Annotated in this window: 16 protein-coding genes; 7 read left to right on the top strand and 9 right to left on the bottom strand. The window is 67.8% G+C overall.

All coding sequences use genetic code 11. The features are described from left to right. Positions 1 to 22 precede the first annotated feature (22 nt). Both KU887_RS07105 and KU887_RS07100 read right to left on the bottom strand, forming a co-directional pair. Positions 23 to 463, bottom strand: a complete 441-nt coding sequence (locus tag KU887_RS07105; protein WP_006490563.1) for a nuclear transport factor 2 family protein — start codon at positions 461 to 463, stop codon at positions 23 to 25. A gap of 47 nt (positions 464 to 510) precedes the next feature. Then, the gene (locus KU887_RS07100) at positions 511 to 2,535 is read right to left on the bottom strand and encodes an FAD-dependent oxidoreductase (RefSeq protein WP_069351975.1); all 2,025 of its coding nucleotides are present in this window, start codon (positions 2,533 to 2,535) and stop codon (positions 511 to 513) included. 150 nt (positions 2,536 to 2,685) lie between these two features. Here KU887_RS07100 and KU887_RS07095 point away from each other — a divergent pair, with 150 nt between their 5' ends. Beyond that, positions 2,686 to 3,282 carry a PadR family transcriptional regulator gene (locus KU887_RS07095; protein ID WP_258255367.1) on the top strand — a complete coding sequence of 199 codons (597 nt, stop codon included), beginning with the start codon at positions 2,686 to 2,688 and terminating at the stop codon, positions 3,280 to 3,282. Positions 3,283 to 3,441: 159 nt separating this feature from the next. Here the strand turns inward: KU887_RS07095 and KU887_RS07090 are convergent, their stop codons facing one another. The 7 genes from KU887_RS07090 to wecB all read right to left on the bottom strand — a co-directional run bounded on the left by KU887_RS07090 (position 3,442) and on the right by wecB (position 13,002). Further along, positions 3,442 to 4,422 (bottom strand): NADPH:quinone oxidoreductase family protein, encoded by a 981-nt coding sequence (locus KU887_RS07090; protein WP_034200742.1) that lies wholly within the window; start codon positions 4,420 to 4,422, stop codon positions 3,442 to 3,444. Between the two features lie 139 nt (positions 4,423 to 4,561). Continuing rightward, positions 4,562 to 6,391, bottom strand: coding sequence for an acyl-CoA dehydrogenase (locus KU887_RS07085; protein ID WP_258255366.1), 1,830 nt, complete (start codon positions 6,389 to 6,391; stop codon positions 4,562 to 4,564). A 109-nt stretch (positions 6,392 to 6,500) separates the two neighbouring features. Then, complete coding sequence (locus KU887_RS07080; protein ID WP_006490608.1) at positions 6,501 to 7,268, bottom strand: class II aldolase/adducin family protein; 768 nt, start codon at positions 7,266 to 7,268, stop codon at positions 6,501 to 6,503. Positions 7,269 to 7,341: 73 nt separating this feature from the next. Then, positions 7,342 to 9,666: a xanthine dehydrogenase family protein molybdopterin-binding subunit gene (locus KU887_RS07075; RefSeq protein ID WP_006490526.1), complete on the bottom strand. Its 2,325-nt coding sequence runs from the start codon at positions 9,664 to 9,666 to the stop codon at positions 7,342 to 7,344. After that, the gene (locus KU887_RS07070) at positions 9,663 to 10,124 is read right to left on the bottom strand and encodes a (2Fe-2S)-binding protein (RefSeq protein WP_006490528.1); all 462 of its coding nucleotides are present in this window, start codon (positions 10,122 to 10,124) and stop codon (positions 9,663 to 9,665) included. The genes KU887_RS07075 and KU887_RS07070 overlap by 4 nt, the downstream gene beginning before the upstream one ends. 351 nt (positions 10,125 to 10,475) lie before the next feature. Further along, complete coding sequence (locus KU887_RS07065; RefSeq protein ID WP_249189084.1) at positions 10,476 to 11,486, bottom strand: zinc-binding dehydrogenase; 1,011 nt, start codon at positions 11,484 to 11,486, stop codon at positions 10,476 to 10,478. 298 nt (positions 11,487 to 11,784) lie between these two features. Further along, positions 11,785 to 13,002, bottom strand: a complete 1,218-nt coding sequence (gene wecB, locus KU887_RS07060) for a non-hydrolyzing UDP-N-acetylglucosamine 2-epimerase (protein WP_059721273.1) — start codon at positions 13,000 to 13,002, stop codon at positions 11,785 to 11,787. Positions 13,003 to 14,180: 1,178 nt separating this feature from the next. On the opposite strand from wecB, the gene KU887_RS07055 reads away from it, so the two are divergent. The 6 genes from KU887_RS07055 to KU887_RS07030 all read left to right on the top strand — a co-directional run bounded on the left by KU887_RS07055 (position 14,181) and on the right by KU887_RS07030 (position 22,194). Beyond that, positions 14,181 to 15,743, top strand: coding sequence for a glycosyltransferase family 2 protein (locus KU887_RS07055; protein WP_006497590.1), 1,563 nt, complete (start codon positions 14,181 to 14,183; stop codon positions 15,741 to 15,743). A gap of 3 nt (positions 15,744 to 15,746) precedes the next feature. Further along, complete coding sequence (locus tag KU887_RS07050; RefSeq protein ID WP_059721272.1) at positions 15,747 to 16,742, top strand: polymer-forming cytoskeletal protein; 996 nt, start codon at positions 15,747 to 15,749, stop codon at positions 16,740 to 16,742. 10 nt (positions 16,743 to 16,752) lie between these two features. Then, positions 16,753 to 17,766, top strand: coding sequence for a YaiO family outer membrane beta-barrel protein (locus tag KU887_RS07045; RefSeq protein ID WP_006490613.1), 1,014 nt, complete (start codon positions 16,753 to 16,755; stop codon positions 17,764 to 17,766). Positions 17,767 to 17,779: 13 nt separating this feature from the next. Further along, positions 17,780 to 18,550, top strand: a complete 771-nt coding sequence (locus KU887_RS07040) for a hypothetical protein (RefSeq protein WP_006490531.1) — start codon at positions 17,780 to 17,782, stop codon at positions 18,548 to 18,550. A 324-nt stretch (positions 18,551 to 18,874) separates the two neighbouring features. Then, positions 18,875 to 21,013: a polysaccharide deacetylase family protein gene (locus KU887_RS07035; RefSeq protein ID WP_006497592.1), complete on the top strand. Its 2,139-nt coding sequence runs from the start codon at positions 18,875 to 18,877 to the stop codon at positions 21,011 to 21,013. 92 nt (positions 21,014 to 21,105) lie between these two features. Then, entirely contained in the window at positions 21,106 to 22,194 is a 1,089-nt protein-coding gene (locus KU887_RS07030) for a hypothetical protein (protein WP_048989025.1), read from the top strand. Positions 22,195 to 22,199 lie beyond the last annotated feature (5 nt).

Raw genomic sequence — 22,199 nt, 5'->3', positions numbered from 1 at the left:
TGCACGGCAGCCGCCGCACCGCTCAACCGCCGGTCTTGAATGCCGGCAACTGCTGCCCGAGCCGCGCGCCCATTTCCGCGCCGAGCGCCTGCAGCGCATTGAACGGCCGGACCATGACCTCGAATTCGACGATCCGGCCGTCGTCGTCGAAGCGGATCATGTCGATCCCCTTCAGCGCCTTGTCGCCGACGGTCGCACCGAACTCCAGCACGACGCTCTTGCCGTCGTCGGTCACGAACTGGCGGTGATACGTGAAGTTGTCGAGGATCGTGATCACCGTGCGCAGCGCCATCAGCAACGCGGGCGCCGGCCCGTACGGCTTGAACGCCATCGGCGAACGGAACACGGCGTCCGGATGGACGATCGATTCCAGCGCGCCGAAATCCTTGCGTTCGACCATCGCGTGCCACGCGTCGAGCGATTTCGCGACGGCGGGATGAACATTCAGCGGCGGGTGCGTCATCGCAATCTCCAGTAACGTTGTTGGACGGGGGAAGAAACGAATCGGTATCAAAGGGTCGCGGCCAGCGTCGTGCCCTGGTGAATCGCGCGCTTCGCATCGAGTTCGGCGGCCTCGTATGCGCCGCCGATCAGATGCACGCGGCATCCGGCTGCCTGCAGCTGTTCCGCCAGCTCGCGCGACGGCTCCTGCCCCGCGCAGATCACCACGTTGTCCACCGGCAGCGTCCGTTCGACGCCGTCGATCGTCACGTGAAAGCCGTCATCGTCGATGCGCCGGTACGTGACCGACGACGACATCCCCACGCCGCGCGCCTTCAGCGCCGTGCGATGAATCCAGCCGGTGGTCTTGCCGAGCCCGTCGCCGACTTTCGACGCCTTGCGCTGCAGCAGGTGCACTTCCCGCGCGGCCGGTTCGGGCCGCGCGGCGCCCAGCCCGCCGGCATTCGCATACGATCGATCGACGCCCCATTCGCTGAAGAACCGGTCCGCGTCGCCATGCTCGCCGCGATCGCGATGAACGAGATATTCCGCGACGTCGAAGCCGATACCGCCCGCGCCGACGATCGCGACGGAGTTGCCGACGGCCTTGTCGTCGCGCAGCACGTCGAGATAGCCGAGCGCCTTCGGATGACCGGCACCGTCGATCGGCGGCGTGCGGGGCACGACGCCGGTCGCGATCACCACTTCGTCGAATTCACCCTGCAACAGCATCTCGGCCGTCGCACGCGTATCGACGTGCAGCGCGATGCCGCGCAGTTCGATCTGCCGGCGGAAATAGCGCAGCGTCTCGTTGAACTCCTCCTTGCCGGGCACCTTCCTCGCGAGATTGAACTGACCGCCGATCTCGGCGCCCGCTTCGTACAGCGTGACCGCGTGACCGCGCTCGGCCGCCGTGACCGCGAAGCCAAGGCCCGCCGGCCCGGCGCCGACCACCGCGATCCGCTTGCGGCGCGGCGCGGGCGCGATCACGAGCTCGGTTTCATGACACGCACGTGGATTCACGAGACACGACGTGATCCTGCCGCTGAACGTATGGTCGAGGCACGCCTGGTTGCAGCCGATGCACGTGTTGATTTCGTCCGCGCGCCCTTCCCGCGCCTTGCGGACGAATTCGGCATCGGCGAGGAACGGCCGCGCCATCGACACCATGTCGCAATAGCCGTCGGCGAGCAGTTGCTCGGCGACTTCCGGCGTATTGATCCGGTTGGTCGCGACGAGCGGAATGCCGACCTTGCCCATCAGTTGCCGCGTCACCCACGCATACGCGGCGCGCGGCACCTTGGTCGCGATGGTCGGGATGCGCGCCTCGTGCCAACCGATGCCGGTATTGAGGATCGTCGCGCCGGCCGCCTCGATCGCCCGCGCGAGCCGGATCACCTCGTCGAGCGTGGAGCCGCCTTCGACGAGATCGAGCATCGACAGCCGATAGATGACGATGAAGTTCGCACCCACACGCTCGCGCACGCGCCGCACGATCTCGACCGCGAAGCGGATGCGGTTGTCGTACGCGCCGCCCCACGCATCGTCGCGATGGTTCGTGCGCGCGGCGATGAATTCGTTGATCAGGTAGCCCTCGGAGCCCATGATCTCGACCCCGTCGTAGCCCGCATGCTGCGCGAGCGCCGCGCATCGCACGAAATCGGCGATCGTCTCGTCGACCTCGTCGCTCGTCAACGCATGCGGCGTGAACGGGTTGATCGGCGCCTTCAGCGCGCTCGGCGCCGCGAGCGCCGGGTGATACGCATAACGCCCGAAATGCAGGATCTGCAACGCGATGCGGCCGCCCTCCGCCTGCACCGCGCGCGTCACGACGCGATGCCGTTCGGCGTCCGCTTCGGTCGTCAGCATCGCGCCGCCGGGCGCCGGACGGCCGCGCTCGTTCGGCGCGAAGCCGCCCGTGACGATCAGGCCAGCCTCGCCGCGCGCGCGCTCCGCATAGAACGCGGCCATCCGCTCGAAGCCGTTCGGCGCTTCCTCCAGGCCGACGTGCATCGACCCCATCAACACGCGGTTCCTGAGCGACGTGAAGCCGAGTTCGAGCGGAGTCGTCAAATGCGGATAACGGGAAGCCATCGGGTGTCTCCATGTTTATGCAACAAGTTGCATTGATGGTAGCCCGCCGCCTTTGTTTATGCAACATGTTGCATAAACATGCGTTCGCCATTTGTGCTACGGCCCCGATATGGCAAGATGCGGTTCATTCCGCCGCTGCCTCGATCCGACATGTCCCTGCCGCACGCGCTTCTCACCGCCCTCGCCGAACGCCCCGGTTCGGGGTCCGAGCTCGCCGACCGTTTCGATCGCTCGATCGGCTACTTCTGGCAGGCGACGCACCAGCAGATCTATCGCGAACTCGGGCGTCTCGAGGAAATGGGCTGGATCGAATCGCTGCCCGCCGAGTCCGGTCGCGGCCGCAAGCGCGCGTACCGGATCCTGCCGGCCGGCAAGAAGGAATTGCGCCGCTGGATCGCCGAACCGGAAGATCCGACGCCGCTGCGCGAGGCGCTGATGGTGCGTCTGCGCGCGGAAGCCGTGCTCGGGCCGGCCGGCCTCGAGCACGAGATCCGGCGGCGCATCGCGCTTCATCAGGAAAAGCTGGATCTGTATCTGCAGATCGAGGCGCGCGACTTTGCGACGGCCGGCGATCCGGCGGCCGGCGATCCGGCGGCCGGCGCTCCGGCGGCCGGCGCTCCGGCGGCCGGCGATTCACGCACGAAGCGGCTGCAGCATCTGGTGCTGCAGGCCGGCATCGCGAACGAGCGGTTCTGGGTCGAGTTTTCGCAGCATGCGCTCGAGACGCTGCGCCTGCCGAAGGACTGAAGCCGCTGACGCAGGACGGGCGGCGTTCGTTTCAGCGCCGCGCGGCACCGCGTGCTCGCCTGCATAGTCCGGCGTGGTGGCAGCGGGTCGCGCCGCCCTTCGCCGTCATGAAGAAGCGGCCGCGCGGCCTGCATGGCGTCGCCGCGCGGCGAAACCGGATCACGCGTCCGGAAAAATCACGACCTTGCCCTTCACCTGCCGGTTCGCCATCCGCGCGATCGCGTCGGCCGCGCCGGCCAGCGACACGCGCTCGGTGATCGCGGGCCGCACCTTGCCGGCCGCGAACCATTCGGCGAGCAGCCGCATGTTCGCGGCATGCTGCGCCGGGTCGCGCCGCACCGCATCGCCCCAGAACACGCCGAGAATGTCGCGCTCCTTCAGCAGCGCGAGGTTCAGCGCGATCTTCGGGATCTCGCCGGCCGCGAAACCGACCACGAGGAACCGCCCGCGCCACGCGGTCGCACGCAGCGCCGCTTCGCTGTACGCGCCGCCCACCGGATCGTAGACGACGTCGGCGCCGCGCCCGCCGGTCAGCTCGTCGACGCGGCGGCGCAGGTCTTCGGTCGCATAGTCGATCGTCTCGTCGGCGCCGGCTTCACGGCACAGCGCGAGCTTGTCCGCGCTCGACGCCGCCGCGATCACGCGCGCACCGAGCGCTTTCGCGATCTCGATCGCGGCGATCCCGACGCCGCCCGCCGCGCCCAGCACGAGCAGCGTCTCGCCCGCCTGCAGGCGCGCACGCTGCTGCAACGCGTGCAGCGACGTGCCGTACGCGAGCACGAGCGCCGCGCCCTGCTCGAACGTCATCCCCGGCGGTAGCGCGGCGAGCTGGTGCGCATCGGCCACGCAGTATTCCGCGAACCCGCCGTGCCCGGTGAACGCCATCACCGAATCGCCTGGCCGCCACGCGGTGACGCCATCGCCGACCGCGTCGATCACGCCGGCAAACTCGGCGCCCGGCGAGAACGGCAGCGCCGGTTTCACCTGATACAGCCCCTGGACGATCAGTGCGTCGGGGAAATTGAGCGATGCCGCCTTCACCTGGATCCGGACCTGCCCGGCCGCCGGTTCGGGAATCGCGACATCTTCGATACGCAAGCGGTCGATCGGGCCGAATGCGGTACACAACAGGGCTTTCATGCGCTTCTCTCCTTGCCCGGTGTGGCCGGGCATCGGTACGGTCTGCGGGCGCCCCCGCGCGGCCGGTTCACGACGCGCGCGCGATGGCCGTCGGCATCCGCGCGCTCGTCGATATTCCGGAATGTCGTTGAAGCCACGTTCAGAACCACGCGTCGCGCATGTCGAGGGTGGTCGTGTCGACGCTCGACAGCAGGTCGAGCTGTGCATCCACCTTCGGCAGTTCCCAGCGGAAGAAGTAGCGGGCCGCCGCGCGCTTGCCGTCGTGGAAATCGCCGTCGTGTCCGTGCGCGGCGAGCGTCACGTCGAGCCACAGCCAGGCGACGACGAGATGGCCGAACGCTTCGAGATACACGCTCGCGTTCGCGAGCCGCGTCTGCGGATCGCCGATCGCGCTCAACTGGCGTGTCACGTCGCCCAGCCGCGCCCAGCGCCGGGCCAATGCCTCGGCCTGCTCGCGCATGCCGGCATCCAGCGCTCGCGCACGCTCGACGGTCGCGCCGATCCGTGCATCGAGCGCGCGCAGCGACGCGCCGTCGTCCTGGCTCACCTTGCGGCCCAGCAGATCGAGCGCCTGGATGCCGTGCGTGCCTTCGTGAATCGGATTCAGGCGGTTGTCGCGATAGAGCCGTTCGACCGCGTAGTCGCGCGTATAGCCGTAACCGCCGTGCACCTGGATCGCGAGATCGTTCGCGGCAACGCACCACTGCGACGGCCAGCTTTTCGCGATCGGCGTCAGGATGTCGAGCAGGCGCGCGGCATCGGCGCGCACCGCCGCATCGTCGTGCGCGCGCGCTTCGTCGACAAGTTTCGCGCAGTACAGGATCAACGCGAGCCCGCCTTCGACGTACGCCTTCTGCGCGAGCAGCATGCGCCGCACGTCCGGATGATCGACGATCGGCGCCTGCGGCGCGGCCGCATCCTTGCCGGCCGGCCCGAGCGGGCGCCCTTGCGGACGGTTGCGCGCGTAGTCGAGCGCGTGCAGATAACCCGTGTAGCCGAGCGCCACCGCACCCGCGCCGACGCCGATGCGCGCCTCGTTCATCATGTGGAACATGTAGGCCAGCCCATGATTCGGCTGGCCGACCAGATAACCGATCGCGCCCGCACGCCCTGCCGGACGGTAACGCGTCCCTTCGCCGAAATTCAGCAGGCAGTTGGTCGTGCCGCGATAGCCCATCTTGTGGTTCAGCCCGGCGAGCACGACGTCGTTGTGCTCGCCGTTCGCATCGCCATCGGCGCCCGTCAGGAACTTCGGCACGATGAACAGCGAGATGCCGCGCGTGCCGGGTTGCAACCGACCATGTTCGTCGGGAATCTTCGCGAGCACGAGGTGGACGATGTTCTCCGCCAGCTCGTGCTCGCCGCCGGATATCCACATCTTGTTGCCGGTCAGCCGGTAGCGTGGGCCGAGCGGCGAATCGCATTCGAAATCGGCGCGCGTCGCGATGTCGGACAGCGACGAGCCGGCTTGCGGCTCGGACAGGCACATCGTGCCGAGGAAACGCCCTTCCAGCTCGGGGCGCGCGAACGCGTCGATCTGCGCGGCGCTGCCGTGCGCGACGAGCAGGTTCGCATTGGCGACGGTCAGGAACGGATACGCGGCCGTCGCGATGTTCGCGGCCTGGAAGAACAGGAACGACGCGGCTTCGACCAGCTTCGGCAAGCACATGCCGCCGAGCGCTTCGTCATGCCCCGCGGCGATCAGCCCGGCGTCCGCGAACGCGCGCCCGGCCGGTTCGACTTCCGGGATCAGCGTCACGCGTTCGCCGTCGAACCGCGGCTCGTCGCGATCGCCGCGCGCCGCATGCGGCGCGAACAGGTCTTCGGCGATCCGTTCGCTGGTGTCGAGCACCGCGTCGAAGGTCTCGCGACTATGCTCCGCGTAACGCGGCAGCGCGACGAGCGCTTCGGCGTCGAGCCAGTCGTACAGCAGGAACGCGAGATCGCGTCGCGACATCAACAGGCTCATCGTGCTGCCTCCCGGGGTGCCGGCCGTGTCAGCCGAATGAAGGGTTGCGTGGCTCCAAGTGCTGGCAGGAATTTAGCACGGTCGTTCGAAAACGACAACGACGAACACGCTAGTCCGCGTAGCCGGGATCGCGCCGATCGAGCCGGCGCAGCAGCCCGGGCCAGACGAGCGCCCCGGCGCCCATCCCGCGCGTGACCGCGGCGATCTGCTGTTTGATGCCGTCGAGAATCGGCTGCGCGATCGGCAGCAGCGCCGAGCCGCCCGCCTGCGCGCGGACCTGGATCATGCAGGCCGCTTCGAAGAAGTACATCGCGACGAACGCATCGGCCGGCGTCGCACCGACGGTCAGCAGCCCGTGATTGCGCAGCATCAGGTTCGTATTGCTGCCGAGGTCGCGCACGAGGCGCGCCTTCTCGCCCTCGTCGAGCGCGATGCCCTCGTAGTCGTGATAGCCGAGCGACGCGAGCACGCCGAGCGACTGCTGCGACAGCGGCAGCAAGCCCGCTTCCTGCGCCGAGACGGCCACACCGTTGATCGAATGCGTATGCATCACGCATTGGGCATCGTCGCGGGCCGCATGCACCGCGCTGTGGATCGTGAAGCCGGCCGGGTTGATCTCGTACGGCGATTCGGACACCTTGCGGCCGTCGAGATCCACCTTGACCAGCGACGACGCCGTGATCTCGTCGAACATCATCCCGTACGGGTTGATCAGGAAGTGGTGCTCCGGGCCGGGCACGCGCGCGGAAATATGGGTGAACACGAGATCGTCCCAGCCGAACAGCGCGGTGAGGCGATACGCGGCCGCCAGGTTGACGCGCGCCTCCCATTCGGCGGGGGAAACCGTCTGCTTCACACTGACATCGGATGAGGCCACGTCACACTCCTTGTTCAAGGGGTCGATGCAAACCGGGCCGCACGATGCGGCCCGGCGCGGGACAGAGGTTGCGTCAACCAGCCTGCGGTTTCGCGAGCTGATCGGCCACCGGCAGGCTGCGGATGCGCGTGCCGGTCGCCGCGAAGATCGCGTTGGTCAGCGCCGGCGCGACGGGCGGCAGGCCCGGTTCACCGACCCCGCCGAGCGGCGTCGCGAAGTCGTCGGGCGCCACCAGATGCACGCGGATTTCACGCGGCGCCTCGTTCATTCTCAACACCTGGAAGCCGTTGAAGTTGCTCTGCTCCGGGTGGCCGTCCTTGAACGTGATCTCGCCGTGCAGCGCAATGCCGAGCCCCATCACCACCGCGCCCTCGAGCTGCGAGCGCACCCGTTCCGGATTGACCTGCGGCCCGCAGTCGATCGCGATGTCGACGCGCGGCACCGAGATCTTGCCGTCCGCGTCGACCTGCACCTCGCACACCGCGGCCGTGTACGACACGAAGCTGCGATGCGCGGCGATCCCGAGCCCATGCCCGTTCGGCAGCTTGCGGCCCCAGCCGGCTTCGCGCGCGACCGTCTCGACCACGCGTCGCAGCCGCCCCGTATCGACCGGATACAGCGCGGGATCCTCGCCGTAGTTCACGTTCTTCACCGTGATGTGCGGCTCGAAACGCCGAGCGGGCCCGATCAGCTCGAGCAGGAAATCCTTCGGATCGCGGCCGGCCGCGTGCGCAAGCTCCGACACGAAACTCTGGATGCCGAACGCATGCGGGATGTTGTACACCGAGCGGAACCAGCCGATCCTCGTGTGCGCTTCCGCGGCCGGATTCTCGAGCCGCACGTTCGGAATCGCGAACGGCAGATCCGCGATGCCTTGCGCGAGCTCGCCCGGCTGCTCGTGCACGACGCCGGCCCGGAACGTCGACTGGATCGACGGCGCGACCGTGCGATGCTGCCACGCGACCACCTTCCCCGATGCATCGATCCCGCCGTCGAACGCTTCGAGCGACACCGCGTGGAAGTAGTCGTGCGCGATGTCGTCCTCGCGCGTGAAGGTCAGCTTCACGGGCGCGCCGACCGCCTTCGACAGCAGCGCGGCTTCCACCACGTAGTCGGGCTTCGACTTGCGGCCGAAGCCGCCGCCCAGCAGCGTCACGTTGACCGTCACGCGCTCCGCCGGCAAGCCGAGCGCCTTCGCGAGCTCGTCGCGCGTGGTCTGCGGCGCCTGCGTGCAGGTCCATACCTCGCAGCGGCCGTCGGCCACGCGCGCGACGGCCGCGGGCGGCTCCATCGTCGCGTGCGCGAGATGCGGGACGTAGTAGGTCGCGCGTACGCGTTTCGCGGCGCCGGCGAGTGCGGCCGCCACGTCGCCGTCGTTGCGGATCACGTCGCCCGGCTGCGCGGCAGCCGCTTCGAGCGTCTTGCGATATTCGGTCGAGTCGTAGCCCGCGTTGGGTCCGTGCTTCCAGTCGATCTTCAACTGCGCGCGCGCCTGGATGGCCGTCCACGTATCGCGCGCGATGACGGCCACGCCGCCGAGCGGCTGGAAGCCGGATGGCAGCGGCGTCGCCGCCAGTTGCACGACCTTGACGACGCCCGGCAGCTTCCCGGCGGCCGACGCGTCGAACGACGCCACCGTATCGCCGTAGGCCGGCGGCCGCGCGACGACCGCATACAGCATGCCGTCGAGCCGCGTATCGATTCCGTACTGCGCCCGGCCGCCGACGATGTCGCGTCCGTCGATCAGCGCCGTCTTGCCCTTGCCGATATAGCGGAATTCGGCCGGCGCCTTCAACGGCACGCTTTTCGTATCGGGCACCGGCAGCGCGGCCGCCTTCGCGGCCAGTTCGCCGAAGCCGAGCTTGCGCCCGCTCTTCGAGTCGACGACCTCGTGCACCGTCACCTTCACCTGGCGCACGTCGACGCCCCATTCGCCGGCGGCTGCCTGCGCGAGCATCGTGCGCGCGGCCGCCCCGGCACGGCGCAGCGCAGCGAAGCTCTGGCGCAGGCTGCGCGACCCGTCGGTGTTCTGGTTGCCGTAGCGCGGCTCGTCGCCGACCGCTTGCGCGACCTTCACGCGCGCCCAGTCCGCGCCCAGTTCGTCGGCCACCACGAGCGCCACGCTCGTGCGCACGCCCTGCCCCATCTCGGAGCGGATGCAGGTCACCGTGACGGTGCCGTCCGGTGCGATCGCAACGAACAGGTTCGGATCGTCGCGCAAGCCGTGCGGCATCCCGGCGCCGCCATACTGCGGATTCGCGCTGACGGGCGGCTGCACCGGCGCGGCCGCCCGAGCGAGCGACGGCACGCCGAACGCGAGCAGCAGCCCGCCGGACGCGAAGCCGAGCAGCAACGCGCGGCGGCTTTCGTTGTGGACGGAGAGTTCGGGCGCGCTCATGCGGCACCTCCGCGGCGCACGGCCAGCCGGATCGCGGCACGAATGCGCGTATAGGTGCCGCAGCGGCAGATGTTGCCGGACATCGCATCGTCGATGTCGGCGTCGGTCGGATGGGGATTGGTCTTCAGCAGCGACGCGGCCTGCATGATCTGCCCGGACTGGCAGTAACCGCATTGCGCGACGTTCAGTTCCTGCCACGCCTGCTGCAGCGGGTGCGTGAGGTCCGTCGACAGCCCCTCGATCGTCGTCACGCGCTTGCCCGACGCCGCCGCGACGGGCGTGATGCACGCGCGGATCGCCACGCCGTCGAGATGCACGGTGCACGCACCGCACAGCGCCATCCCGCAGCCGAACTTGGTGCCGGTGTGGCCGAGCACATCGCGCAGATACCAGAGCAACGGCATGTCGGGATTGCCGTCGAAGTGCTGCTCGCTACCGTTGACGGTCAGCGTGATCATCGTTCACCTCCTGGTTGCGATGCCCGCCGGGCAGGCATCGAGTGGGGATTCGAACGGCGCGGCGCACATTCCGAACGACCAGGCAGGCGTGGCGCCGTTTCGTCGACCGTGTCGCGTGCAGGCACGGCCGGGCGGATGCTGCGAACGATGCCGTCGGCCGGTTGCCCGCGCAACCTTTCGACGCCATTCCAGCCAGCCGCTCGTCCGCATGAATCGCCGTCCGCATTATCGAGCCATTTCGGATTTGATGTCGGATCGGCGCGGTTCGAGCGTTTCAGGCAAACGGCACGGGAATTCGGCCGGACACGGCATGCGTCGCCGGCCGATCGCGCCACGCGCCGACCGCTTCCGTCAGTCGACCAGCACCACAGGCTTACCCGAGAACCGCCGCTCCCGCAGCCCTTCCAGTTGCGCCGGCAACTTCCCGAAGTCGCCGGTGACGCGTGCTTCGGGTTGCATCCGGCCGTTCGCGATACCGGCGAGCAGCATGCTGCCCGCCGCGGTCGTCTCGAGCCACGCCGCATCGTCGCCATAGGTGTGCAACGCATTCAGCGCGACTTCATGAAGCGACGCGCTCGACGTGAACGGCGGTAGCGGCGGCGTGTCGAAGCGCCCCTGGATGCACACGATATGCCCGTTCGCGGCCACGGCAGGTGCCCAGCAGGCCGCATGCCGCGCATCGACGCTGTCGAACACCGCATAGAAACGCCGGGCCAGTTCGGGCATCGCGCCGATCGTTGCATCGACGGGACGCGGCAGGCAATGGCTTGCCCCGCGCTCGCGCAGGCGCTCCCAATGTCGTTCGTGGCTCGATACCGACACCACGAACCCGCGAGCGGCGGCGATCTGCACCAGATAGTTGCCGACCGCGCCGCCTGCGCCGCTCACGAGGATTTCCCTCGCCGCACGGCACGGCACCTTCTCGAGCGCCTGCCATGCGGTCAGCGCCGGGCACGGAACGCTCGCCGCCGTTTCGAAATCGAGCGTGTCGGGCACCGTCAGCAGCACGCCGGCCGCAACTGGTGTGTATTCCGCGAAACTCCCGTGCTCGCCGAGCGCCTGATGATAGGCGACGCGGCGGCCCAGCAGGTGGCGCATCGCGTCGTCCGCGACCGCGACCACCGTGCCCGCGCCATCGACGCCGGGCACATGCCCGGGGCGCCAGTTCACGAGCGCGCCGCCGAGCACTTTCCAGTCGACCGGATTGAGGCCGATCGCGTGATTGCGGACCAGCACCTGGCCGGGTTTCAGTCCCGGCGTTTCCCGTTGTTCGAGACGCAACTGCGCGGGATGCTCGCTGCCTTGCCAGGTCCACGCGCGATAGCGGGCCGGCAACGAGGCTTGATGAGTGGATTGAGTCATGGGGAATGGCAGGGTGTGACACGCGACCGGCGCTCGGCGACCGCCTGCAAGTGCAAGGAACCCGCATCGGATTTCCTCGCGCCGATGCGATTTCCGGAAGATGCGGGTGGGATATCCGCTGAAGTATCCGTGCGCGGCGCCGTTTCGCGAAAGAGGCTTCCCGCGAAAACACTTTTGAATGCATCGGGAAAATGGGTTCCGGGTCGCGCACAGGCAAGCATCCGGCCGACCTCGCGGCCGGACCGGATGCTTGACGCCTGCGTCGAACGCGCCGGAAGGCGCTACCGCGCGCCCTTCCTCACGGCGACCGCAATGCCTGCAACCCGAGCGTGAGCGCGTTGAACGGCATTTCCGCAGCGCCCATCGAGAAACTCGTCGTCTTCGTCGGCACGCCGGGCGTGCGCATCAGCGCGTGAACGATCCGCTCGCTCGCATGGCCGTCACCGTACGGATTGCTCGCGCGCGACATTTCCTCGTAAGCGCTCTCGCTGTCGAACAAACGCGACGCCTCCCATACGATCCTGTCCTGATCGGTGCCGACGAGCCGCGCGGTGCCGGCCTGAATCGCCTCGGGCCGCTCGGTCGTCTCGCGCGTGACCAGCACCGGCTTGCCGAGCGCCGGCCCTTCTTCCTGAATGCCGCCCGAATCCGTGATGATGAAATAAGCGCGCGACATCAGGAAGACGAACGAAAGATATTCCTGCGGCTCGATCAGGTAGATATTGGGGACGTCGCCGAGCCGCGCGCGCGCCGGTTCCCTCACGTTCGGATTCAGGTGCAGCGGATAGACGAACTGCGCATCGCGATAGCGGTTCGCCAGCGTGCACAGGGCGTCGCAGAAATGCCGGAACGGTTCGCCGAAACTTTCGCGGCGATGGCCGGTGATCAGCACGACGCGTCGCGACGGTTCGAGAAACGGGAAGTACGCGGCGACCTTGTCCGACAGCGCGGCAGTGCGATCCAGCATGCGCTTGACCTCGTGCAACGCGTCGATCACGGTATTGCCGGTCAGCGAGACCGCGCCGCCCGGCACGCCTTCGCTCAGCAGGTTGTCACGCGCCTGCCCGGTCGGGGCGAAATGCCAGGACGACACCGCATCCGTCACGCGGCGATTCAGTTCCTCCGGCCACGGCGACCAGATGTCGCCGCTGCGCAAGCCGGCCTCCACGTGCCCGACCGGCAGATAGCGATAGAACGCCGCGAGGCTGACCGCGAGCGTGGTCGTCGTATCGCCGTGCACCAGCACGACGTCCGGCCGCAGTTCGTCGAAGACCATGCCGATCGCCTGGAGAATGCCGGTCGTCACGTCGGTCAGCGTCTGGCTTTGCCGCATCAGGTTGAGATCGTAGTCGGGCTTGATGTCGAACAGCGTCAGCACCTGGTCGAGCATTTCGCGATGCTGCGCGGTCACGCATACGCGGGCGTCGACATCCGCTTGCGCCTTCAATGCGCGCACCAGCGGCGCCATCTTGATGGCCTCCGGCCGGGTCCCGAACACAAGCAAGATCTTCTTCATCGTTGTCCTCGTTTAGCCACTGCGCGCCTGGCGATCCTGCACGTGGCGCGAAGCATGTATTCGGGCGGCGCATCGCGTACTCGCACGCGCTCGACACGCGGCGATGTTGCGGGGCGAGCGCGCCACCTCGTCCGCGCGGTCCGGGCCGCGCGAATCGTCGTACTACCGGCGTCCCGTTGCACTGGATCGATCACGTCATGAGCGGTTCCTCGCTGTGTCGAGCATTACGTCCTCCCACTACAGCAATATTCAAACCAGCGGGCCCGCATCCCGGCCCGCTTCGCTCAGCGGCCGTCGCGTGCGGACGGCGTGTTGCGGAATGTTTCACAACTGCTACGGGCGCTCGCCGCGCCGGATCGACACGACAACGATAAACAGCCGGACGCTCAACCGATCCGTCTGACGACGTCGTCCGACGAATCGTGCACGCATGTCGAGCCGCCGCGACGCAGCGAATCTGCGGCATCTTTCGACGCGCGTTGCGTCGTCTCGATTCGCCACTTTCGTCTGTGCACTGTGCGGCGCGCACGCGAGCGTCGGCCACCCACACACGCGCAGGATTTCTCCGACACGCGACGGCGCTTGCGTCACACGAATCGGTGCGCGGGAAATGTTGCGTATGTGTAACGCGGTTCAAAAAGCGGAAAATACATCGGAGTCCGGTCTATTTGTCGCACATGAAACCGGCGTCGGTTTCGATCACCACACCAACGCGCGTGCGACGAATGAAGCACGACGATCAGTCATGCAAGCTTCACCCGGCAAGGCGCCACCGATGGATGCGAAGCCCCCGCCGTGCGAGGTGCTCTACGCACGCAACCGACCGTATGGGGTCGAATGCGACGCGTGCACACTGATTCGTCAGTGAATCAAAACCCGCCGCCCGCGCGACTTCCGCATCCGCTTCCTTCGCGTCGATCCTTGCTGCGCGCGGCATCCCGACAGATGGCTCACGCCTTGCTTAATGTCAGACAGGTGCGTCCCGAAGCACTCGCACGGCAGCAGACAGACGGGGACGCCAAAGCAACGAAGCCGGGAGGCGACGCGACGCGTTCGTCCGGGGCGACCGACAATCGCCCGCCACGACCCACGCGCCACGGCTTCCCATTGACGTCCGCGCGATCCACGGAGCGCCTTCAGCTCTCATCGGTCGTCGTCGCGGGCACGGGGACCAGGACATGAAGAAAACGCGGGCGGCGTCACTCTGCGAACAAGGCATCCTGCTGCTGATCGTGCTTGCCTGCTCGCTGATCGTCCGCGACACCGCATCGCAGGCGATCGCCGAACCGGTCCGGTTCGGCGTGCCCGCCGTCAACGCCGCCAACGCGGCAAACACCGGGCTCGCAATGGAACGCACCGCGCTCGACAGCGTGACGTTCTCGCTCGCCGCACCGGCCTCGCCCGATCCGGATGCGTCGCTCGAACCGCCGCCGGCCGGCACGCCGGGCATCACGTTCGATCCCGAGCTGCTGCTGATGCCGTGCGTGGCGTACCTGTGGCTGTTCACGCTGTTGACGTGCGGGTATGCCGCGCGGCACTACCTGTTCAGCCTCGACCGCCTGTTCAAGCCGCAGCACGCGCCCTACCGCGCGATGACCCACGGCGATTGGCCGCGGCTCACGGTCTTCGTCGCCGCCCACAACGAGGAAACCGTCATCGTCGATTGCCTGATGGCGCTGCTGGCCACGACCTACCCGCGCGACCGGCTGACGATCATCCCGGTCAACGACCGCTCGACCGACAACACGCGCGTGCTGATCGACGAAGTCCGCGCACTCGCGCCCGAACTGATCCAGCCGTTTCATCGCGAGACCGGCAAGCCGGGCAAGGCAGCCGCGCTGAAGGATGCGCTGCGCTTCATCCGCGGCGACATCATGGTGGTATTCGACGCCGACTACCTGCCGCGGCCGGGGTTGCTGAAGGAACTCGTCGCGCCGTTCTTCGATCCGGAAGTCGGCGCGGTGATGGGCCGCGTCGTGCCGCAGAACGCGGACAGCAACCTGCTCGCGCGGCTGCTCGATCTCGAGCGCGCGGGCGGCTACCAGGTCAACCAGCAAGCCCGCAACAATCTCGACCTGGTGCCGCAGTACGGCGGCACGGTCGGCGGCATCCGCAAGGGTGCGCTCGACGCCGTGGGCGGCTGGTGCGACGACACGCTCGCCGAAGATACCGACATGACCTACCGCCTGCTGCTGAGCGACTGGCGCACGGTCTATCTGAACCACGCCGAATGTTATGAGGAAGTACCGGAGCGCTGGGCCGTCCGCGCCCGGCAACTGACGCGCTGGGCGAAGGGGCACAACCAGACGATGTTGCGCTACCTGTTGCCGGTGCTGCGCAATCCGCTGATCTCGCGGCGCTGCCGGCTCGATGGCGCCCTGCTGCTCGGCGTGTTCACGATGCCCGCGCTGCTCGCGATCGCGTGGAGCGCCGCGCTCGCGCTCTACCTGTTCAACGGCGTCAATTCGACCGCGCTCGGCCTGCTCCTGTCGCTGTTCGCGCTGTTCTCGTTCAGCACCTTCGGCAACTTCGGCGTTTTCTTCGAGATCGTCGTCGCCGCGCGGCTCGACGGCCGCGCGACGCGCCTGCGGCTCGTACCGGTCAACGTCGTCGGCTTTTGCGTGACGATTGCGGCGGTCGTCGCCGCGCTATGGGGGCTCGCGCTCGACGCCGCGTTCCGCCGCGAACTGAAATGGGACAAGACCGAGCGTTTTCGCCGGCAATTGAAACCGGAGCGATGAGCGATGACGACCTTCAATGTGATGGTGCCGGTGGCCGGCGTGCTCACCCTGCCGTTCCTGCCGATGCTGCACGAACTGATCCGGCGCAGCGACGTCGCGGCGCTGCCGATCGGCGACGGGCCGTTCGTCGATCAGGCGCTGTTGGCCGCGCGCTGGCACGACGCGCTGCGCGCGCACGCGGCCGGCACGTCGCCGGCGGATGCGGCCGCCACACCGCCGTGGCAAGCGCTCGGCCTGGCCGTGCAGCATGCGGACGCGATCCACGTCGCACGGGACACACATCGCGACGACGTGCTTTACGCCGATCGCACGATCACGCTCGACGACGGCGCGCGGGCCGCGTACGCGTTCGCCGACGAGCGCATCGACATTCGTGCCGGCGCGACGATCGGCACGCTCGCGCATGCACCGCTGATCGACGTCGACGGCGCGGTACTGCGCGGCGTCGTGGTCGGCGACACGGTGCATCTGCACGGCGCCGGCGGCTTCGCGTGCCTGTATGGCGAGCCGCTCGTGTTCGGCGCGGCGCCCGGCGCGCGGCCCGCGGACCCGCAGGCCGCCCCGCGCCGCGCGATCTCGCTGACCCGCCACTTCGCGTCGCTGCCGCATCGCTTCCTGCACGGCCGTTACCTGGTGCCGTGCGACGTCCGCCTGCCCGCGCACACGGTCGTGCAAGGCAACCTGATCGTCGAAGGCACGCTCGTACTCGGCGAAGGCTGCGTGCTGCGCGGCAGCGTCAAGGCGCATCGCGTCGAGCTCGAACGCCACGCGTTGCTGCATGGCGCGGTATTCGCGCGCGACGATGTGTTGCTCGCCCACGCGAGCTGCATCGACGGCGTCGTGTCGGCCGGCGGCCTGCTGCGGCTGACGGGGGCGCGCATCGGCGTCGCCGGTCATCCGGTCAGCGCGTGCGCGCGCGACGTCTCGGTCGTCAATCATGCCTGCGTGCATGGCGATCTCGTCGCGTGGCGCAGCGGCTGGTTCCACACATCCCGTTAAGGAGCGCCTCATGTCCGATCGCCCCAGCCATCGCGGCCCGCGCGTGCCGGTTGCCACCCTCGCGATGCTGTGCGGCGTCGCCTTCGGCGCGCCCGCGGCGCTGGCGGAGCAGCCGGACGATGCCGCCGCCGTGCCCGCCGTGCAGCCCCCGGACCCCGCGACCGTCATCACGCCACGGATGCGCGACGAATCGATGTTCGTGCGCGTGGACGCCGAAGGCCTACCGGACGGCGTGCCGCTCGCCGAGTTCACGCCCGAGGATACGAACCGGCCACCGCTGCCCGACGCCATCGTCACACATGCGCAGGCGCCGCAGGAATCGCACACCGAACTGTCGCTCGGCTATTCGAGCGCGCACCTGACGCACGGCTATGGCGACTGGTACGGCGTGCATCTGCGCGGCGTCTATCAGGACGGCGTGCGCACCGTGCTCGGCGAACTGGCGCAATTGCACCGCTTCGGCGAGAACACGCAGCTCGGCGCGCTGACCTACGTGCAGAACCTCGGGCCCGACTGGTTCGGCGGAATCGGCTTTTCCGGCACCACGTCGGGCACGATCCTGCCGAGCGCGCGCGTCGACCTGTCGCTCAACCGCAAGCTATTGTCCGATCGTTCGCTGGTCGTGTCGCTGGGCGCCGGCTACGCATGGAACCGCAGCGGCCACCGCGATCAGCTCTATCACGCCGGCGTGATCTGGTATGCATTGCCGAAGTGGATTTTCGAGGCGGGCGCGAACTATACGGTCGATTCACCGGGCTCGGTCAAGGCACCTGCGTACTACGGCGCCGTCACCTACGGCGAAGTCGGCAAGAGCGTGATCGTGCTGCGCGGCGGGTTCGGCCGCGAAGCGTATCAGGTCACCGGGTCCGGCTCGCAGATCGCGGATTTCCGCAGCCACGAGATCACCGCGAAATGGCGCTACTGGTTCACGCGCAAGTGGGGCACGCAACTCGAATTCGACTATTACCACAACCCGTACTACTCACGGATCGGCGGCGAGCTCAGCGTGTTCTATCGCTGGTGAGCGGGCGGACGCCATGCCCACGCATCCCGTCCGTCCTCCCGTCGACCGTTCGCTGCGCACCCACGCGTACCCGCAGCGCTGGCTGTCGTCGATCGCGCTGCTGACGCCCGCGCTGTACGCGTCGCTGTGGTTCGGACTGCCGCTGGCGTGGCGCTACTGGCGCGCGGTCATGGCATGGGGCGCGCAGCAGATCGATCCGGCGCTGCACGTGATCGTGCTCGGTTATCCAGCCGACGCGCCACGCGTGCCGCTGCTGTCGATCGACGTCGCGGCCCGCCTGCCGGGCGGCACGCTGCTGCTCGCCACCGCCGCGCTGTGCGCGATCGGCTTCGCCGCCTCGTTCGTCCGACGGACACGCTGGCTGCCTGTTGCATATCTGTTACGTATCGCGAGCTTCACCCAGCTGCTGATTTGCGCGTACTTCTGGCTCGCGCCCGACACGTTCCCGTATGTGCCGCCACTGCATCTGCGCGACATGTTCGTGCTGCACGGCGCGGCGATCGCGCTGATCCCGCTGGTGATGGCCGCGCTGTACTACCCGCTCGATTTCTCGCTGCTGCAAAAGGCCGTCGCATCGCTGCTGGTGCTCGGCTACTTCGTGTTCGCGCTGCCGTTCGTGATGCTGCTGCACGCGACGATCATCCATCACGGCTCGCTGCTGTTCTTGCCGTTCTGCTATTTCCTGCTCGGCGGGCCGCTGCTGATCGGCCTGCTGGTCACGCTCTATACCTACTGCGCAAGCTGGCCCGGCGCACTGACGCGCGATCGCGATTCCGTCTGCTGATAGCGCGTTCGAACGCGCCGTATCAGCGATGAAACGATTCCGCCGTGTTTCCGGATGCACCGCCCGGCCCGCATCGCAAGAAGCCAGCAGTACCGGGCCTCCTGCGCCAATGGCACGTTGTTCGCTTCTTCCAATGCGTCGCATCGAGTCCTCTCATCGGCGAAGACAGCAGGCGCATTCGCGCGTTCCGGCCGCTGTCGGCACGCACCGCTCGATACCCGACGAACCGGACAGCCGCACACGTCTACGGGGCTGGATTGGTCGACCTGGCGGCACGCGCATCACGGCTGCCGCACGCCCCATTCCTTGAGCGAGGAGCACACCATGTTGGCAAAGTCAGGCAAGTTCTTGCGGATCCTGTTCGCGCTGTTCGCGCTCGCGTTCGCATTCGGTCCGGGCGGCGTTCGGGCGGCCACCAACCAGCTTCTCCTGTTGGTGCCCGATACGCTGACACTGCCCGATTCGCGCGTGTCCGCCTGGCTCGACAGCGCGCAGGAGGAAGGGCTGCAGATCAAGGTGATGACCGACAGCCAGTTCATGGCGGCCGGCGCGTCGCTGTCGCAGTATCCGGGCCTGATCCTGCCCGATCAGGTGCATACGACGGCCGACGACACGCTCGTGACCGCGATTCAGAACTACGCGCTGAACGGCGGCAAGGTGATGCTCGTCTACGATTTCGGCGTGCTGAATTCGGCCGGCTTCTACGTCAGCCCGAAATCGCGCTTCAGCAGCATGGCCGGTGTGGACTACGTGCTGTATGACCAATACGGCGGCAACATGATCGGCCTCGGCAACGTGACCGGCATGAGCAGCTGGCTGCGCACGCTCCAGGTGCCGCCCGGCAAGTCGATGGCGTGGACCACGACGTCGTCGACCACCACGACCGCGACGGCGCTCGCATCGCCCAGCACCGCCGGCACGTCGACGAGTTCGACGTCGGGCAGCACGCTGTTTCTGGCCGCCAGCCCGTCGAATCCGGGCGGCCTCGCCAATTACAACCACGGGGCCTGGTTCCAGTACGCGACGCCGCCCACGGGCAGCGGCGTGCTGAGCCAGACGCCGCCGAAGCTGACCGGCACCGTGACCGGCAAGCTGAAGAAGACCACGACGTATACCGCCAACTCGCTCCTGAGCACGTCGACCGGCAAGACGGCCAACACGCTCGCGTCGACGCTGGCCACCACCACCGACACGCTCGAAGGCATCTCCGGCTACGTGTACGGCTTCCTCACCTATCCGAGTTTCGTCACGCAGGGCACGTACACCGGCACGACGATCCTGACCTCGCCGACCTTCGGCCTCGTGTCCGGCTACAACACGTACGGCAACGGCGGCGTGTTGTTCGTCAACCTGCCGCTCGCCTACCTCGACGGCCAGACCGACGGCATGCTGATTCACGGCTACCTGCATTATTTCGGCACGCAGATGCTGAACCTGCCGTCGCTGTCGCCGCTGCCGAAGGCGATGGCCGGCCTCGTGTTCAACTGGCACTTCTGCGCGGGCGACCAGATCCAGCCGGCGCTGCAATTGAAGAGCCTCGGCGTGTGGAACAACGGGCCGTTCTCGCTCGTGATCACGGCGGGCCCCGATGAAGCGGCCTTCGGCGACGGCAACGGCATCAACCTCGCGAACAACCCGACCGCGCAGAATCTCCTGAGGTATTTCGTGACCAAGGGCCATCGCGTCGGCAGCCACGGCGGCTGGATTCACGATTACTGGGGGGCGAATGCGAGCGAAACGAACGCAAGTACGTTCACGCAGTACCTCGTGATGAACCACCAGGCCGTCCAGGCCGCGACCGGCCAGCCGGACGTCGAGTACGCGGCGCCGGAAGGCAACACGCCGACCTGGTCGGTCAACTGGCTCGAAAGCAACGGCTTCAACGGCTACTACTTCACCGGCCACACAGGCTCGGCACCGACCCGCGCATACCGCAACGGCGCGCTGCTGAACCCCGGCCTGTGGGCGTACCCCGTGATGCCGTTCGGCAAGTACGCGACGTTCGAGGAGTTCCAGCAATACGCGGTGCCGACGGCCGACGTGAACAACTGGTACGCATCCCTGATGAACTTCGTCGTCGCGAACCGCACGAGCCGGCTGATCTATGCGCATCCGCTGGGCGCGTCGTCCTACACGTCGACGTTGTCCGCGATCTTCTCGCAAGCCAATACGCTGAAACTGACGGGTCAGTTCAAGTGGTACACGATGAGTGACATCACGACCTTCGATCGTGCACGCCTGAACGTCACGTGGTCGGCCACCGACACGGGCAGCGGCTGGGCGTTCGCCGCCAGCCATCCGACCAGCCTCGCGAACATGACGTGGCTGCTGCCGAAGAAGGGCTTCGCACTGCCGATCATCACGCAAGGCTTCGGCAGCGTCGTCATCACCGACTCGACGTACTGGCTCGTGACCGCGAACAGCGGCACCAGTCTCAAGTTCACCAGCGCCAAGGTGCACTGAGTTACGACATCGACACCCCCGTCGGCGCGCGACGCGGCCAACGCCGCGCCCGGCGGGATTTGCGCAGGACCATCGCGCAGGAGCCCCCCATCATGAACCGGCCCGCGCTTTTCCCGGCCGCACGCGCACGCGTGGCGGCCACCGCCCGGCTATGCCGCCTGTGGCGCGTCGCCTGCTGTGTCGCCGCGTGCGGCATCGCGCTGCAGGCGAGCGCCGCGGAACTTCAGCTCAACGGACTCTATCAACGCCCCGACGGGGCGATCACCGTGCGCCTGAACGGCGCCGGCATCGATCCATATTTCGCGGCGAAGGCACTGCTCGGCGCCGAGGATGCCGGGCTCGACGCACATCGGGCCGCGCTCGCATGGATCGCGTGGCTGCTGCCGCGCCAGCGTCCGGACGGCGGTTTCGATCGCTACTGCGTGAAGAGCGGCCAGTACAGCTCATGCGCCGAAGCCGACGCCGACGATGCGATGATGGCGACCTGGATCGAACTGCTCGCCCGCTTCGCGCCGCCCGAGGGCCTGCCCGCCGCATGGGAACTCAGCCTCAATCGCGCGGCCGCGCATCTGGACGCGCTGCTCAGCAAGCCCGCAGGCGTCTATCAGATCTCGTCGACGCTGCACGTCGCGCTGCTGATGGACAACGTCGAGGTGCACAGCGCGTTCCAGGCGCTCGCCGCGTATTACGTCCGGCATGCCGACGCCGCCCGCGCCGGCCCGTGGACTCAGCGCGCCGACCGGCTCGCGTCCGCGATCCTGAAGGTGTTCTGGCGCGGCACACAGTCCGGCTTTCGCGCGAGCACGCAGCGCATCAGCGACACGACGTTCTATCCGGCGAAAGTCGCGCAGGTCTTTCCGCTCCTGTCCGGCATTCAGGTTCCCCAACAATCGAACGAGACGATCTACGCGCAGTGGATGCAGAAGTACGGCAAGACCTGGCTGCAACTCGCCGGCTCCGACTATCCGTGGGGCTTGATCGCACTCGTCGCATTCAAGATGAACGACTGGAACACGGTCGCGTGCTGGCATGCGCGATCGGGCCCGTACCGGCACGGCGCACACTGGAACGTACTGGAGGAGGCGCTTTACCTGGCATTCGAAAGCCGGATGGCCGACCCGGTCGCGCCCGCTCAATGCGGCTTCACGACGGCGGCGACAACGGAGACCGCGTCACGCTGATCCAC

Source organism: Burkholderia sp. EMB26 (genome assembly GCF_024730645.1).
Taxonomy (GTDB): Bacteria; Pseudomonadota; Gammaproteobacteria; order Burkholderiales; family Burkholderiaceae; genus Burkholderia; species Burkholderia cenocepacia.
The sequence above is the reverse complement of the archived record's forward strand: the minus strand, read 5'-3'. Positions and strand labels throughout refer to the sequence as shown.